The sequence below is a fragment of the Streptomyces sp. NPDC001544 genome (assembly GCF_042894285.1).
In the GTDB taxonomy this organism is placed as follows: Bacteria; Actinomycetota; Actinomycetes; order Streptomycetales; family Streptomycetaceae; genus Streptomyces.
This window is the reverse complement of record NZ_JBIAVN010000001.1, coordinates 897,188-910,591: the sequence shown is the minus strand read 5'-3', so window position 1 is coordinate 910,591 and position 13,404 is coordinate 897,188. Positions and strand designations below refer to the sequence as shown.

Annotated in this window: 15 protein-coding genes and 1 riboswitch; of the genes, 6 read left to right on the top strand and 9 right to left on the bottom strand. The window is 71.6% G+C overall.

All coding sequences use genetic code 11. The features are described 5' to 3' along the window. Positions 1-26 precede the first annotated feature (26 nt). The 6 genes from ACFY0F_RS04170 to ACFY0F_RS04145 all read right to left on the bottom strand — a co-directional run bounded on the left by ACFY0F_RS04170 (position 27) and on the right by ACFY0F_RS04145 (position 4,925). Positions 27-965 (bottom strand): hypothetical protein, encoded by a 939-nt coding sequence (locus tag ACFY0F_RS04170; RefSeq protein ID WP_388788529.1) that lies wholly within the window; start codon positions 963-965, stop codon positions 27-29. A gap of 56 nt (positions 966-1,021) precedes the next feature. Beyond that, positions 1,022-1,945, bottom strand: a complete 924-nt coding sequence (gene metF / locus ACFY0F_RS04165; RefSeq protein ID WP_388788527.1) for a methylenetetrahydrofolate reductase [NAD(P)H] — start codon at positions 1,943-1,945, stop codon at positions 1,022-1,024. A gap of 114 nt (positions 1,946-2,059) precedes the next feature. Then, positions 2,060-2,731: a thiamine phosphate synthase gene (gene thiE / locus ACFY0F_RS04160; RefSeq protein ID WP_388788524.1), complete on the bottom strand. Its 672-nt coding sequence runs from the start codon at positions 2,729-2,731 to the stop codon at positions 2,060-2,062. Positions 2,732-2,860: 129 nt separating this feature from the next. After that, on the bottom strand, positions 2,861-3,226 hold the full coding sequence (locus ACFY0F_RS04155; RefSeq protein ID WP_053671919.1) for an Rv2175c family DNA-binding protein: 366 nt from the start codon (positions 3,224-3,226) through the stop codon (positions 2,861-2,863). A gap of 77 nt (positions 3,227-3,303) precedes the next feature. Further along, positions 3,304-4,542: an NAD(P)/FAD-dependent oxidoreductase gene (locus ACFY0F_RS04150; RefSeq protein WP_388788521.1), complete on the bottom strand. Its 1,239-nt coding sequence runs from the start codon at positions 4,540-4,542 to the stop codon at positions 3,304-3,306. Positions 4,543-4,574: 32 nt separating this feature from the next. Next, on the bottom strand, positions 4,575-4,925 hold the full coding sequence (locus ACFY0F_RS04145) for a hypothetical protein (protein WP_388788518.1): 351 nt from the start codon (positions 4,923-4,925) through the stop codon (positions 4,575-4,577). A gap of 52 nt (positions 4,926-4,977) precedes the next feature. Further along, positions 4,978-5,089, top strand: a riboswitch (TPP riboswitch). On the opposite strand from ACFY0F_RS04145, the gene thiO reads away from it, so the two are divergent. From thiO to ACFY0F_RS04120, 5 genes are all read left to right on the top strand, one after another. After that, positions 5,087-6,247 carry a glycine oxidase ThiO gene (gene thiO, locus ACFY0F_RS04140; protein ID WP_388788516.1) on the top strand — a complete coding sequence of 387 codons (1,161 nt, stop codon included), beginning with the start codon at positions 5,087-5,089 and terminating at the stop codon, positions 6,245-6,247. It overlaps the preceding riboswitch by 3 nt. After that, complete coding sequence (thiS, locus tag ACFY0F_RS04135) at positions 6,244-6,444, top strand: sulfur carrier protein ThiS (RefSeq protein ID WP_388788513.1); 201 nt, start codon at positions 6,244-6,246, stop codon at positions 6,442-6,444. Before thiO ends, thiS begins: the two co-directional genes overlap by 4 nt. A gap of 2 nt (positions 6,445-6,446) precedes the next feature. Continuing rightward, positions 6,447-7,244: a thiazole synthase gene (locus ACFY0F_RS04130; protein WP_388788510.1), complete on the top strand. Its 798-nt coding sequence runs from the start codon at positions 6,447-6,449 to the stop codon at positions 7,242-7,244. A 198-nt stretch (positions 7,245-7,442) separates the two neighbouring features. Continuing rightward, entirely contained in the window at positions 7,443-9,380 is a 1,938-nt protein-coding gene (gene pknB / locus ACFY0F_RS04125; protein WP_388788506.1) for a Stk1 family PASTA domain-containing Ser/Thr kinase, read from the top strand. A 34-nt stretch (positions 9,381-9,414) separates the two neighbouring features. After that, complete coding sequence (locus tag ACFY0F_RS04120; RefSeq protein ID WP_388788503.1) at positions 9,415-10,314, top strand: deoxyribonuclease IV; 900 nt, start codon at positions 9,415-9,417, stop codon at positions 10,312-10,314. An 11-nt stretch (positions 10,315-10,325) separates the two neighbouring features. Here the strand turns inward: ACFY0F_RS04120 and ACFY0F_RS04115 are convergent, their stop codons facing one another. Beyond that, positions 10,326-10,967 carry a sulfite oxidase-like oxidoreductase gene (locus ACFY0F_RS04115; RefSeq protein WP_388788500.1) on the bottom strand — a complete coding sequence of 214 codons (642 nt, stop codon included), beginning with the start codon at positions 10,965-10,967 and terminating at the stop codon, positions 10,326-10,328. A 177-nt stretch (positions 10,968-11,144) separates the two neighbouring features. Between ACFY0F_RS04115 and bfr the strand changes: the two genes are divergently transcribed. Further along, complete coding sequence (bfr, locus tag ACFY0F_RS04110; RefSeq protein WP_388788497.1) at positions 11,145-11,624, top strand: bacterioferritin; 480 nt, start codon at positions 11,145-11,147, stop codon at positions 11,622-11,624. Between the two features lie 15 nt (positions 11,625-11,639). Here the strand turns inward: bfr and ACFY0F_RS04105 are convergent, their stop codons facing one another. Then, a complete protein-coding gene (locus ACFY0F_RS04105) occupies positions 11,640-11,852 on the bottom strand; it encodes a bacterioferritin-associated ferredoxin (RefSeq protein ID WP_388788494.1) in 213 nt (70 codons plus the stop codon). A gap of 150 nt (positions 11,853-12,002) precedes the next feature. Continuing rightward, positions 12,003-13,355, bottom strand: a complete 1,353-nt coding sequence (locus tag ACFY0F_RS04100; protein ID WP_388788491.1) for a class II 3-deoxy-7-phosphoheptulonate synthase — start codon at positions 13,353-13,355, stop codon at positions 12,003-12,005. Between the last annotated feature and the right edge of the window lie 49 nt (positions 13,356-13,404).

Sequence of the window (13,404 nt, the reverse complement as noted above, 5' to 3'; positions counted from 1 at the left end):
GCGCGCCGCCCGGGCCGGGCCGGGTGTCAGAAGCGGTAGTGCTCGTCGAACCCGTGCCCCTGCTGCTGCACGCCCGACTGGTAGGGGTACGGCTGCTCGGTGGGGAGTTGGTCGCCGGCGTGGGGCTCCTCGGTGCGCTGCTGCGGCACCCAGACGCCGTCGGAGGGGATCTCGCCGTAGCCCCCGGTGCCGTAGTGGCCCTGGCCGTAACCCTGCTGGTCGTACCCCTGACCGCCGTAGCCCTGGTCGTACCCGGTCCCGCCGTAGGGGTCGGAGTAGCCGTTGTACTGCTGCTGGCCGCCGGCGTCGTAGGCGTAACTCTGCTGGCCGTAGCCGGAGTAGTCGTAGGCGTACGACTGGTCGGTGCCCGGGGCCGCCGTCGCGTAGGTCTCCTGGTGCTGGTCGGCGGAGGTGTGGGCGGAGCCCGCGAAGGGGTCGCCGTATATGCCGTACGAACCGGTGTCCTCGGGCATCGGCTGCGGCTCGTAGACCGCGGTGGTCTCGGCGGCCGTGGGCCCGGCGGAGCGGGCGACGGGGGTGAAGACGTCGTCGCGGTCGTAGTCGTCGAGGCCGTAGGCGGCGCCGTCCTGGCCGAAGTCGCCGCTGTAGCCGGCCGCCTCCGCCGCCTTGACGCCGGAGACGTCGAGGGCGGGCTCGTCGTCCTCGGGTTCGCCCCGGCGGCGCTTGCTCCGGCCGGATTCACCGGCGGCAGGCCTGCTGACCGCCCAGCCCGCGGCGAAGCCACGGCGGAACGACAGCGTGACGTAGGTCTGCCCGACCGCGAAGGCGGCCGCGCCCAGACCGATGACCGGCACGGACGGGATCAGCACACCGACCACGACACCGAGGAACCCGACGAAGGCGAGCAGCCGCCAGCGCAGGCGCGCCTTGTACTGCAGCAGCACCTCACCGAGCAACCACAGCGCGACGATGCCGAACGCGATGTAGAGGACCGCCCAGCCCATGTACGCCCCTCTCCCAGTGGCCGCTACGCAGTGTGGCGTATCGCGGTGCGGCCGGTCTAGGCCTGCGGGGGATGGTGCAGGCCCAGGTTCTCGTAGATTTCCAGCGTCGCCGTGGAGTTGTTGAGCGTGATGAAGTGCAGTCCGGGCACTCCCTCGGACAGCAGCCGTGCGCAGAACTCCGTGGCGAATTCGATACCAATGGAGCGTACCGCCGCCGGATCGTCTTTGGCTGTGAGGATCCGCTCTTTCAGGACGGGCGGGAAGAGCGCGTTGCTGAGCTTCGGCAACCGCTGCAGCATCTTCACACTCGTCACCGGCAGGACCTCGGGGATGACCGGGGTCTCGCAGCCCGCGGCGGCCACCCGGTCGCGCAGGCGCAGGTAGGACTCCGGCTGGAAGAACATCTGCGTGATGGCGTAGTCGGCGCCGGCCCGGCACTTGTCGACGAAGTGCGCGACGTCGGTGTCCCACTCGGTGGAGCGCGGATGCATCTCCGGGAAGGCGGCGACGCCCACGCAGAAGTCACCCGACTCCTTGATGAGCCGGACGAGCTCGGCCGCGTAGGTCAGGCCCCGCGGGTGCGGCACCCACTCGCCCATCGGGTCGCCGGGCGGGTCGCCGCGCACGGCGAGCATGTTGCGGATCCCCGCGTCCGCGTACTGGCCGATGATGTTGCGCAGCTCGGCGATGGAGTGGTTGACCGCGGTCAGGTGGGCGACCGGCGTCAGCGTGGTGTCGACGACGATCTGCTGGGTCTCCTTGACCGTGGTGGCACGCGTGGAACCGCCGGCCCCGTAGGTCACGGACACGAAGTCGGGCGCCACCGCCTCGACCCGGCGCAGCGCGTTCCAGAGGTTCCGCTCTCCCTGGGGCGTCTTGGGCGCGTAGAACTCGAAGGAGTACGTCGTTTTTCCGGTGCCGAGGATGTCACGCACCGTGCGCGCGCGGTCGGTCCTGGTGGATGCGGTTCCGAGGGCCATAACGGCAGGTTAGCCAGGAGCGGCGGGTCCCCCAACCGAGGGCCGGAAATATGCCCGAATTTGTCGGCCCGCTGTCCACCACTTGGACATACGTGGACACCTGTGGGTGCCGCGTCAGGCCTGCCGCAGCCGCTTGGCGAACTCCGCCGCCGCCGCTCCCGGGTCCGGGGCGTCGGTGATCGCCCGGACGACCACCACCCGGCGGGCCCCCGCGTCGAGGACCTCGTCGAGGTTGCCGAGGTCGATGCCGCCGATGGCGAACCAGGGACGGTCGGCGCCCAGGGCGGCGGTGTGCCGGACCAGGTCCAGGCCGGGGGCGTGGCGGCCGGGCTTGGTGGGCGTGGGCCAGCACGGGCCCGTGCAGAAGTAGTCCACGCCCTCCTGCACGGCGGCGGCCTCCGCCTCGGCCTCGGCGTGCGTGGACCGGCCTATCAGGACGTCCGCGCCGAGGATGGCGCGGGCCGCGGGGACCGGGAGGTCGCCCTGGCCGAGGTGGAGCACGTCCGCGGCGGCGGCGTGGGCCACGTCCGCGCGGTCGTTGACCGCCAGCAGCTTGCCGTGCCGGGCGCAGGCGTCGGCGAGGACCGCCAGGTGCTCCAGCTCCTCGGCCGCCTCCATGCCCTTGTCCCGCAGCTGCACGATGTCGACACCGCCGGCCAGCACCGCGTCCAGGAACTCGGCCAGGTCGCCCTGCCGTCTGCGGGCGTCCGTGCACAGGTAGAGCCGGGCGTCGGCGAGGCGCTCGCGTGCGGTGCCCGCGGCGGCGCCGGCGGCTGTATCGGTCATGGGTGGGTCCCCCCGGTGTCGCGCGGTGCGGGCGCGCTGTCGGCGGCGTACGGGCCGTGGCCCACCGTGGCCGGGCCCCGGCGGCCGCGGCCCGTACGCCGGACGGTGTTCGTTTCTGGATGATCTGGTTCAGACGGCGAGCGCCTGGGCGCGGCGCTTCACCTCCGTGCCGCGATTCTCGCTCAGTGCCTGCGCGGGGGTGCCGGGCAGGCTCGGGTCGGGGGTGAAGAGCCACTCCAGCATCTCTTCATCCGTGAAGCCGTCGTCCCTGAGGAGCGTCAAGGTGCCGGACAGGCCCTTGACGACCTTGTCCCCGTCGATGAAGGCGGCGGGGACGTGCAGCGCCCGGTTCTCACCACGGCGTACGGCGATGAGCTGGCCCTCCTTGACCAGCTGCCGCACACGTGTCACCTCGACGCCGAGCTGTTCGGCGATGTCGGGGAGGGTCAGCCAGGCGGGGACGAGCGCATCGATCTTCGCGTCAATCTCGGTCACGGGAACAAGCCTGCCATCTGCCACTGACAGTCGGAAGCCGGGCGGGTCCACCCGGGGTGACGCGGCAGGTCGCGGCGCTATGCCGTGGCGTCCTTCAGGGGCCTGGCCGGGTCGGTCAGCGCCTCGGGGTGCAGGGGTGCGCCCGCCTCGATCAGGCGCCGGCCCTGGGCCAGGTCCCGGGGGCGCCCGACGGCGAGCAGGGCCACCAGCCGGTCCTCCTTCAGCCAGCAGACCGTCCAGGCCGGGCCGGCGGGGTCGCCCCGCCAGAGGGTGCGGTCGGCGGCGCCGTGGTGACCGGCGTACTGGACGAAGCGACCGAACTGCTCGGACCAGAAGTAGGGCACGGGGTCGTAGGCCGCGGGGGTCTCGCCGATGATGTTCGCGGCGACCGTGCGAGGGCCCTGGAGGGCGTTGTCCCAGTGGTGGACGAGCAGCCGCTCCCCGTACCGGCGGGAGGGGAAGGAGGCGCAGTCGCCGACCGCGTACACGTCGGGGGCCGAGGTCCGCAGGTGTTCGTCGGTCACCACCTCCTGGTGCGTGCCGAGCTCGATGCCGGAGCCGGCCAGCCACGCCGTGGCGGGACGGGCGCCGATGCCGACGACGACGGCGCCCGCGGGCAGCCGCGAGCCGTCGTCGAGCACCACCGCGCCCGGCTCGACGCGCTCCACGCGCGCGCGCGTGCGCAGCACCGCGCCGCTGTCGGCGTACCAGGACGCCATCGGCGCCGCCACCTCGGCCGGGAGCGCGCCGGCGAGCGGGCGGTCCGCCGCCTCCACGACCGTCACCGCGCACCCCGCCTCACGGGCCGCCGTGGCGAACTCGGCGCCGATCCAGCCGGCGCCGACGACCACGATGTCGTGCTGCCGGGCGAGCACCGGCCGCAGCCGCTCGGCGTCGTCGAGGGTGCGCAGCAGGTGCACGCCGGGCACGCCCTCCGCGCCGGGCAGCCGGACCGGTTCGGCGCCGGTGGCCAGCACCAGGACGTCGTACGGCACGGGCCCGGCCTCGGTGTCCAGCTCGTGGTCGGCGGGGCGCACGCCCAACGCCTCGCGACCGAGGCGGAGTTCGATGCCGAGCGCCTCGAAGTCCACGTCGAAGGCGGAACCCTCGGCCTTGCCGAGCAGCACGGCCTTGGACAGCGGGGGCCGGTCGTACGGCTGGTGGGGTTCGGCGCCGATCAGCGTCACGGTGCCCTTCAGCCCCTGTTCGCGCAGGGCGACCGCGGTCTGCACCCCGGCCATGCCCGCGCCGACCACGACCACTCGCCGCGCCTGTGACGTGCCCTGTTCCCGCGTCTCCCGCGTCTGCTCGCTCACTCGATCACCATAGTCAACTGACTGTGCGTCAGTCAGGGGGCGTGCTCAGTGACCTGCTCCACAACGCTCGTCCCTGCTCCCGACTGCGACTCCCATTCCCAGGTCTCCTCCAGCCGTACCCGTCCGTCGGGCAACTCGGCCACGGTCGACCCGCAGTGTCCGGAGGAGGTGGTTCCGTCCCGTTTGAGCTGCACGTACCTGAAGTCCAGCCGGTCGCCCTCGCGGGTGCCCACCAGGTACCCGCGTACGACGTCTCCACCCGCGTACTCGGCCCAGATCTCGCCGTTCTTCTCGTGGTAGGAGAAGCGGGTGCGCGTGCCCACCTGACCGGGGGCCTGGTCGGCGACGGGCGCGAGGACGAGGCCGTCGAGTGAACGGGCCATGGACGGAGGCCTCCTTACGAGTCGGGTGCCCTGCGGGCTAGGGTGGCCACCGTAAAGCACTCGCGGGAGCCCGGACGCACCGGGCTGAGAGGGAGGCTGGCGGCCTCCGACCGTACGAACCTGATCCGGGTCATGCCGGCGAAGGGAGGGGCTCGACGCCCATGTCGTCACGTACGTCGGACGTCCTCGTCATCGGGGGCGGGATCATCGGACTGGTCACGGCCTGGCGCGCCGCGCAACGCGGACTGGCCACGGCCGTGGTGGACCCGGAGCCGGGCGGCGGGGCCGCGCAGGTGGCGGCGGGGATGCTGGCCGCCGTCACGGAACTGCACCACGGCGAGCAGACACTGCTCGGCCTGAACCTGGCCTCGGCCCGCCGCTATCCGGACTTCGCGGCCGAGCTGACCGACCTCACCGGCCTGGACCTCGGCTACCGCAGATGCGGCACGCTGGCCGTCGCACTGGATGCCGACGACCGCGCCCACCTGCGCGAACTGCACGCCCTGCAGCAGCGCTCGGGACTGGGGTCGCAGTGGCTGTCCGGCCGGGAGTGCCGGCGCCTGGAGCCGCTGCTCGCGCCGGGCGTTCGCGGCGGGCTGCGGGTGGACCGCGACCACCAGATCGACCCGCGTCGGCTGGCGGCCGCGCTGGTCGCCGCGTGCGAGCGGACCGGGGTGGTCTTCCACCGGCGGTGGGCCGAGCGCTTCGACGTCGTACGGGACCGGGCGGCCGGTGTCACCACCTCGGACGGCGACGAGCTGGGCGCGGGCCAGGTGGTGCTCGCGGCGGGCAGCCTCAGCGGGCGGCTCGCAGGCCTGCCGGGTGACCTGCTGCCGCCGGTACGGCCGGTGAAGGGGCAGGTGGTGCGGCTGACCGTGCCCGAGCGGTACGCGCCGTTCCTGAGCCGGACCGTACGGGCCGTGGTGCGCGGCAGCCAGGTGTACCTGGTGCCCCGGGAGAACGGCGAGCTGGTCGTCGGGGCGACCAGCGAGGAAGTGGGCTGGGACACGACGGTGACCGCCGGCGGGGTGTACCAGTTGCTGCGCGACGCGCACGAGTTGGTGCCCGGCATCACCGAACTGCCGCTCACCGAGACCCGGGCCGGACTGCGTCCCGGCTCCCCCGACAACGCGCCGCTGCTCGGCCCGACCGGTCTGGACGGGCTGCTGCTGGCCACCGGACACCACCGCAACGGCGTGCTGCTCACCCCGGTCACCGGCGACGCCCTGGCGCAGGCCCTGACCACCGGCGAACTGCCCGAGGAGGCGCGCCCGTTCACCCCGAAACGCTTCAGCACGGCACTCATGGAGCAGCCCGCATGAACATCTCCGTCAACGGGGTGCGCCGGGAGGTCGCCCCGGGTACCGCTCTCGACACCCTGGTGAAGTCCCTCACGGCGGCGCCGCGCGGAGTGGCCGCCGCGCTGAACGAAACCGTCGTCCCGCGCGCGCAGTGGCCGGCCACGGCCCTGGCCGAGGGCGACCGCGTCGAAGTCCTGACCGCCGTGCAGGGAGGCTGACCATGGCAGACGATCCCTTCGTCATCGGCGGTACGTCCTTCACGTCCCGTCTGATCATGGGTACGGGCGGTGCGCCCAGCCTCGAGGTGCTGGAGCGGGCGCTGGTCGCCTCCGGCACGGAGCTGACGACCGTGGCGATGCGGCGGGTGGATCCCGGCGTGCACGGGTCGGTGCTGTCGGTGCTGGAGCGGCTCGGCATCCGGGTGCTGCCGAACACCGCGGGGTGCTTCACCGCCGGGGAGGCCGTACTCACCGCCCGGCTGGCCCGGGAAGCGCTGGGCACCTCCCTGGTGAAGCTGGAGGTCATCGCCGACGAGCGCACGCTGCTGCCGGATCCCGTCGAGCTGCTGGACGCGGCGGAGACGCTGGTCGACGACGGCTTCACGGTGCTGCCGTACACCAATGACGATCCCGTGCTGGCGCGGAAGCTGGAGGACGTCGGCTGCGCCGCGATCATGCCGCTGGGGTCGCCGATCGGATCCGGGCTGGGGATCCGCAATCCGCACAACTTCCAGCTGATCGTCGAGCACGCGCGCGTGCCGGTGATTCTGGACGCGGGGGCCGGGACGGCGTCGGACGCGGCGCTGGCGATGGAGCTGGGGTGTGCGGGGGTGATGCTGGCCTCGGCCGTCACCCGGGCGCAGGCGCCCGCGCGGATGGCTGCCGCCATGCGGCACGCGGTGGAGGCGGGGCGGTTGGCCCGGCTGGCGGGGCGGATTCCCCGGCGGTACTTCGCTTCGGCGTCTTCTCCCGCGGAGGGCTTGGCCGTGCTGGATCCGGAGCGGCCTGCTTTTTGGTGACCCGGGGAGCCAGTCCCGTTTTTGTCTCCCACCCACGCACCACCCGTTACTGCCGATCGAGGGGTGGACGTCTGCCGTGGGACTCGGTCGCCGCTGGCGGCTTTCCGTGCGTGGGAAGCGTCACAGGTGCGCTTCAGTACCGGTCCGATCCTGGCCGAAACCGTGGGGGTGTCGGTCGCGGCTCGTACACTCGCCTGCGTGGATACGACCCTTCAGGACGCCCTCGTCGGGCAGGTGCTCGACGGCCGTTACCGTGTCGACGCGCGGATCGCGGTCGGCGGGATGGCCACGGTCTACCGGGCCCTGGACACCCGCCTGGACCGGGTCCTCGCGCTCAAGGTGATGCACCCGACGCTCGCGGCGGACGTGTCGTTCGTGGAGCGGTTCATCCGGGAGGCTAAGTCGGTGGCCCGGCTCGCCCACCCCAATGTCGTTCAGGTGTTCGATCAGGGGGCTGAAGGGGCGTACGTCTACCTGGCGATGGAGTACGTCGCGGGGTGCACCCTGCGGGACGTGCTGCGCGAGCGGGGCGCGCTGCAGCCGCGGGCCGCGCTGGACATCCTGGAGCCGGTGCTGGCCGCGCTCGGTGCCGCGCACCGGGCCGGGTTCGTGCACCGGGACATGAAACCGGAGAACGTCCTGATAGGGGACGACGGGCGGGTCAAGGTGGCCGACTTCGGGCTCGTGCGGTCCGTGGACACGGTGACCAGCACGACGGGGACCGTGCTCGGCACGGTCTCGTACCTGGCGCCCGAGCAGATAGAGCACGGCACGGCCGATCCGCGCGTCGACGTGTACGCGTGCGGTGTCGTGCTCTACGAGATGCTCACCGGCGGCAAGCCGCACGCCGGGGACACCCCCGCCCAGGTGCTCTACAAGCACATCCACGAGGACGTCCCGCCGCCCTCGGCCGTCGTACCGGGGCTGGCGTACGAGCTGGACGAGCTGGTCGCCGCCGCCACCGCCCGCTCCCCCGAGCTCAGGCCGCAGGACGCCGTGGCCCTCCTCGCCCAGGTGCGGGAGGCCCACGCGGCGCTCCGTGACGAGCAGCTGGACGCGGTGCCGCCGCAGGCGGTCTCGGCGGCGCACGACAACGCGGAGGACCGCACCAGCGTGATCCCGCGCGCACTGACGGTGCCGCGCCCGCTCCCGGTCGACGAGGACGACCGCCCGGACGCCGAGGCGGCCCTCAACCGGACCAGCGTGCTCCGGACCCCGCCCCCCGAGCCGCCGCGGCGCCGGCTGAGGCGGCCCCGGCGCGGGCTCGTCACGGTCGTCGCGGCCGTGCTGCTGGTCCTCGGGGCCGGTGCGGGGGTCTGGTACATCAACTCCGGCCAGTTCACGAGGGTCCCGCCGCTCATGACCAGGACCGAGGACCAGGCCAGGGAGCGGCTGGACAAGGCCGGGCTGGAGCTGGGGAAGGTCGAGCACGCCTACAGCGACACGGTGAAGAAGGGCACGGTGATCAGCAGCGACCCGTCGAGCGGCGCCCGCATCCGCAGCAACGACTCGGTGACGCTGACGATCTCCGACGGACCGAAGACGGTGAAGGTGCCCGACCTGTCGGGCCAGGAGCTGGCGAAGGCCAGGGCGCGGCTGAAGGACGAGGGGCTGGCGCCGGGCATGGTGACCCAGGAGTTCAGCGAGGACGTGCCCAGGGGTTCCGTGATCGGCACGACCCCGGCGGCCGGCACCGTGCGGCACGCGGGCTCGGCGATCGCGCTGACCGTCAGCAAGGGCAGCCCGATCGACGTGCCGGACGTCACGGGCGACGACCTGGACAGCGCGAAGCAGGAGCTCCAGGGCGCCGGTCTGAAGGTGAGGGTGTCCGCGCAGCAGGTCAACTCCGAGTACGACAAGGGCAAGGTCGCCCGGCAGACCCCGGCGGGCGACAGCCGGGCCGCCGAGGGCGACACGGTGACGCTGACCGTGTCCAAGGGCCCGGTGATGGTCGAGGTGCCGGACGTGGTGGGCGACAGTGTGGACGACGCGCATCAGCAGCTGGAGGACGCCGGCTTCCAGGTCGAGGAGGACCGCGGGCTGCTCGGGCTGTTCGGCGACACCGTGAAGAAGCAGTCCGTGGAGGGCGGCGACAAGGCGCCCAAGGGGTCCACGATCACGATCACCATCCGGTGACGGGGGCCCGCCCGGACCATGACACCCTGAAGGGGTGACACCGCAGCACCCCGCTTCCGCCGTCCCCGTCCCCGGTCCCGCCCGCAATCCCGTCGGCGGGCACGTGCCCGTGGCCGGTGGTCTGCACTCCGTGGGGCTGTCGTACGCCCGCGAGCTGGCGGCCGAGACCGTGCAGGTCTTCGTCGCCAACCCGCGCGGGTGGGCGACGCCCGCCGGGAATCCGCGGCAGGACGAGGCCTTCCGTCAGGCGTGCGCGGAGGGCGCGATACCGGCGTATGTGCACGCGCCGTACCTGATCAACTTCGGGTCGCACACCGAGGCGACCGTGGAGCGGTCGGTGGAGTCCCTGCGGCACTCGCTGCGGCGGGGCCGGGAGATCGGTGCGCTCGGGGTCGTGGTGCACACGGGGAGCGCGACCGGCGGCCGGGAGCGGTCCGTGGCGCTGAAGCAGGTACGGGAGCATCTGCTGCCGCTGCTGGACGAGCTCACCCACGACGACGATCCGTACCTGCTGCTGGAGTCCACGGCCGGGCAGGGGGCCTCGCTGTGCTCCCGCACCTGGGACTTCGGGCCCTACTTCGAGGCCTTGGACGCCCATCCGAAGCTGGGCGTCTGCCTGGACACCTGCCACGTGTTCGCCGCCGGCCACGACCTGGCCGGCCCCGACGGAATGCACCGGACGCTGGACCTGCTGGTGGACGCGGTCGGCGAGGGCCGGCTGAAACTGATCCACGCCAACGACTCCAAGGACGTGGTGGGCGCCCACAAGGACCGCCACGAGAACATCGGCGCCGGTCACATCGGCGAGGACCCCTTCCGCGCCCTGATGACCCACCCGGCGACCGCGGGAGTGCCGCTGGTCATCGAGACCCCGGGCGGCAAGGAGGGCCACGCGGCCGACGTGGAGCGCCTGAAGAAGCTCAGGGACTCCTGAGGGTCACCGCTTCACAGCTCCGGGCCGTCCCCCGGTTCCTCCTGGTAGGAGTAGCGCTGTTCCTTCCAGGGGTCGCCGATGTTGTGGTAGCCGCGCTCCTCCCAGAAGCCGCGGCGGTCGGTGGTCATGTACTCGACCCCGCGGACCCATTTGGGGCCCTTCCAGGCGTACAGATGGGGGACGACGAGGCGCAGCGGGAAGCCGTGCTCGGCGGTGAGGAGTTCGCCGTCCTTGTGGGTGGCGAAGAGGGTGCGCTCGGAGGCGAAGTCCGGCAGGCGGAGGTTGGAGCTGAACCCGTACTCCGCCCAGACCATCACATGGGTGACGTCGGGCGCGGGCGGCGCGATCTCCAGGATCGTCCGGGCCGGGATGCCGCCCCATTCGGCGCCGAGCATGCTGAACTTCGTGACGCAGTGCAGATCGCCCACGACGGTGGTGTACGGCAGGGCCGTGAACTCCTCGTGGTTCCAGCAGTGCTTCTCGCCGTCGGCGGTGGCGCCGAAGACCCGGAACTCCCAGCGCTCGGGCCGGAACTTGGGCACCGGACCGTAGTGCGTGACCGGCCAGCCGCGCTGGAGTCGCTGCCCCGGCGGAAGTCCGGGCCGTGCGGCCTCTCCTGACTCTCCCGACTCGCGCTCCACCGGCTGACCCATGACTCCATCCTGACAGACCCCGGGCAGTGCACATGACCAGGGAGGCGGCCAAAACGGGCAAACCATGAGTAAGCATGCACTAACTTACTGAGTACGCGCTTACTGGACGATCTTCGACGCCGATGAAATCATGCCGCCGCAACCTCCCCCGTTCCCCATGTGGAAGGAGCCGCTGCGATGCAGGGCGATCCCGAGGTAATCGAGTTCCTGAACGAGCAGCTCACCGCCGAGCTCACCGCGATCAACCAGTACTTCCTGCACGCGAAGATGCAGGAGAACTTCGGCTGGACGAAGCTCGCCACGTACACGCGGCGCGAGTCCTTCGACGAGATGAAGCACGCGGAGGTGCTCACCGACCGGATCCTGTTCCTGGAGGGGCTGCCGAACTACCAGCGGCTGTTCCATGTCCGGGTGGGGCAGACGGTCAGGGAGATGTTCGAGGCGGACAGGCAGATCGAGGTGGAGGCGATCGACCGGCTCAGGCGTGGCGTCAAGGTGATGCGCGAGAAGGGCGACATCACGTCCGCGAACATCTTCGAGGACATCCTCGCCGACGAGGAGCACCACATCGACTACCTGGACACCCAGCTCGAACTGCTGGACAAGCTCGGCGAGGCCCTGTACATCGCCCAGCTGATCGAACAGCCGGAGAGCTAGAGCCCCTGGAAAACCCTAGGCCGCCTCGTCCAGGGCCGGCAGTCGGCCGGCCGGCTCGCGGGTGGGGCAGGCGCCACGGCCGAGGATGGCCTGGATGCGGCGGACGCAGGAACCGCAGTCGGTGCCGGCCTTGCAGGCGGAGGCGATCTGGCGGGGCGTGCAGGCGCCGCCCTCCGCGTGCTTCTTCACCTGTGCCTCGGTGACACCGAAGCAGCTGCAGACGTACACGCGGATTCACCTCCCGACGGGATCGATCAGTCTTGCCGTCCCGATTCCTCGGTGAGGCAAACCTAACCTTACCCGTCGGGCCGGGCCCGCAAAAGCGGAGCGGGGCGCGGATCGTATGTGATCCGCGCCCCACCGGAAGAAGCACGACGGCTACTGGTCCCGGTACATCTCCGCCACGAGGAACGCGAGGTCCAGGGACTGGCTGCGGTTCAGGCGCGGGTCGCAGGCCGTCTCGTAGCGCTGGTGCAGGTCGTCGACGAAGATCTCGTCGCCGCCGCCCACGCACTCGGTGACGTCGTCACCGGTGAGCTCGACATGGATGCCGCCCGGGTGGGTGCCCAGCTCCTTGTGCACCTCGAAGAAGCCCTTGACCTCGTCGAGTACGTCGTCGAAGCGGCGGGTTTTGTGCCCGGAGGCCGCCTCGAAGGTGTTGCCGTGCATCGGGTCGGTCACCCAGGCCACCGTCGCCCCGGACGCCGTGACCTTCTCGACCAGGTGCGGGAGCCGGTCCCGGATCTTGTCGGCGCCCATGCGGACGATGAAGGTGAGCCGGCCCGGCTCCCGGTCGGGGTCGAGGCGGTCGATGTACTGCAGCGCCTCTTCGGGCGTCGTCGTCGGGCCGAGCTTGACGCCGATCGGGTTGCGGATCTTCGAGGCGAACTCGATGTGCGCGTGGTCCAGCTGCCGGGTGCGCTCACCGATCCACACCATGTGCCCGGAGACGTCGTAGAGCTGCCCGGTGCGGGAGTCGACACGGGTGAGCGCCGACTCGTAGTCGAGCAGCAGCGCCTCGTGCGAGGAGTAGAACTCGACGGTCTTGAACTCCTCCGGGTCGGCCCCGCACGCGTGCATGAAGTGCAGCGCGTTGTCGATCTCCCGGGCGAGCTGCTCGTAGCGCTGGCCGGACGGGGAGGACCGCACGAAGTCCTGGTTCCAGGCGTGCACCTGGCGCAGGTCGGCGTAGCCGCCGGTGGTGAAGGCGCGCACCAGGTTCAGCGTCGAGGCGGACGCGTGGTACATCCGCTTCAGCCGCTCCGGGTCCGGGACGCGGGCGGCCTCGGTGAAGTCGAAGCCGTTGACGGAGTCGCCCCGGTAGGTCGGGAGCGTCACGCCGTCGCGGGTCTCGGTGGGCTTGGAGCGCGGCTTGGAGTACTGGCCGGCGATCCGGCCGACCTTCACCACCGGCACCGACGCGGCGTACGTCAGCACGGCGCCCATCTGGAGCAGCGTCTTGAGCTTGTTGCGGATGTGGTCCGCGGACACCGCGTCGAAGGCCTCGGCGCAGTCGCCGCCCTGGAGGAGGAACGCCTCTCCCTTGGCGACGGCCGCCATCCGGGCGCGCAGCTGGTCGCACTCGCCCGCGAAGACGAGCGGCGGATACGACTCGAGGTCCGCGATCACTGCGCGCAGAGCCTCGGCGTCGGGGTACTCGGGCTGCTGCGCCGCGGGCAGGTTTCGCCAGGTGTTGCCAGCGCTCGGGCTGGTCTTAGCGTTCACGGTCACCCGGTAAACACTACGGGGTCGTGTCGACGGATTTTCCTCCTGCCCGAAA

Bases quoted from the DNA above. Each gene is read 5' to 3' on its own strand.
- ACFY0F_RS04115 (WP_388788500.1), bottom strand. From the start codon at position 10,967: ATGGGTCAGCCGGTGGAGCGCGAGTCGGGAGAGTCAGGAGAGGCCGCA.
- ACFY0F_RS04170 (WP_388788529.1), bottom strand. From the start codon at position 965: ATGGGCTGGGCGGTCCTCTACATCGCGTTCGGCATCGTCGCGCTGTGG.
- ACFY0F_RS04145 (WP_388788518.1), bottom strand. From the start codon at position 4,925: ATGGCCCGTTCACTCGACGGCCTCGTCCTCGCGCCCGTCGCCGACCAG.
- ACFY0F_RS04130 (WP_388788510.1), top strand. From the start codon at position 6,447: ATGGCAGACGATCCCTTCGTCATCGGCGGTACGTCCTTCACGTCCCGT.
- metF (WP_388788527.1), bottom strand. From the start codon at position 1,945: ATGGCCCTCGGAACCGCATCCACCAGGACCGACCGCGCGCGCACGGTG.
- thiS (WP_388788513.1), top strand. From the start codon at position 6,244: ATGAACATCTCCGTCAACGGGGTGCGCCGGGAGGTCGCCCCGGGTACC.
- bfr (WP_388788497.1), top strand. From the start codon at position 11,145: ATGCAGGGCGATCCCGAGGTAATCGAGTTCCTGAACGAGCAGCTCACC.
- thiE (WP_388788524.1), bottom strand. From the start codon at position 2,731: ATGACCGATACAGCCGCCGGCGCCGCCGCGGGCACCGCACGCGAGCGC.
- thiO (WP_388788516.1), top strand. From the start codon at position 5,087: ATGTCGTCACGTACGTCGGACGTCCTCGTCATCGGGGGCGGGATCATC.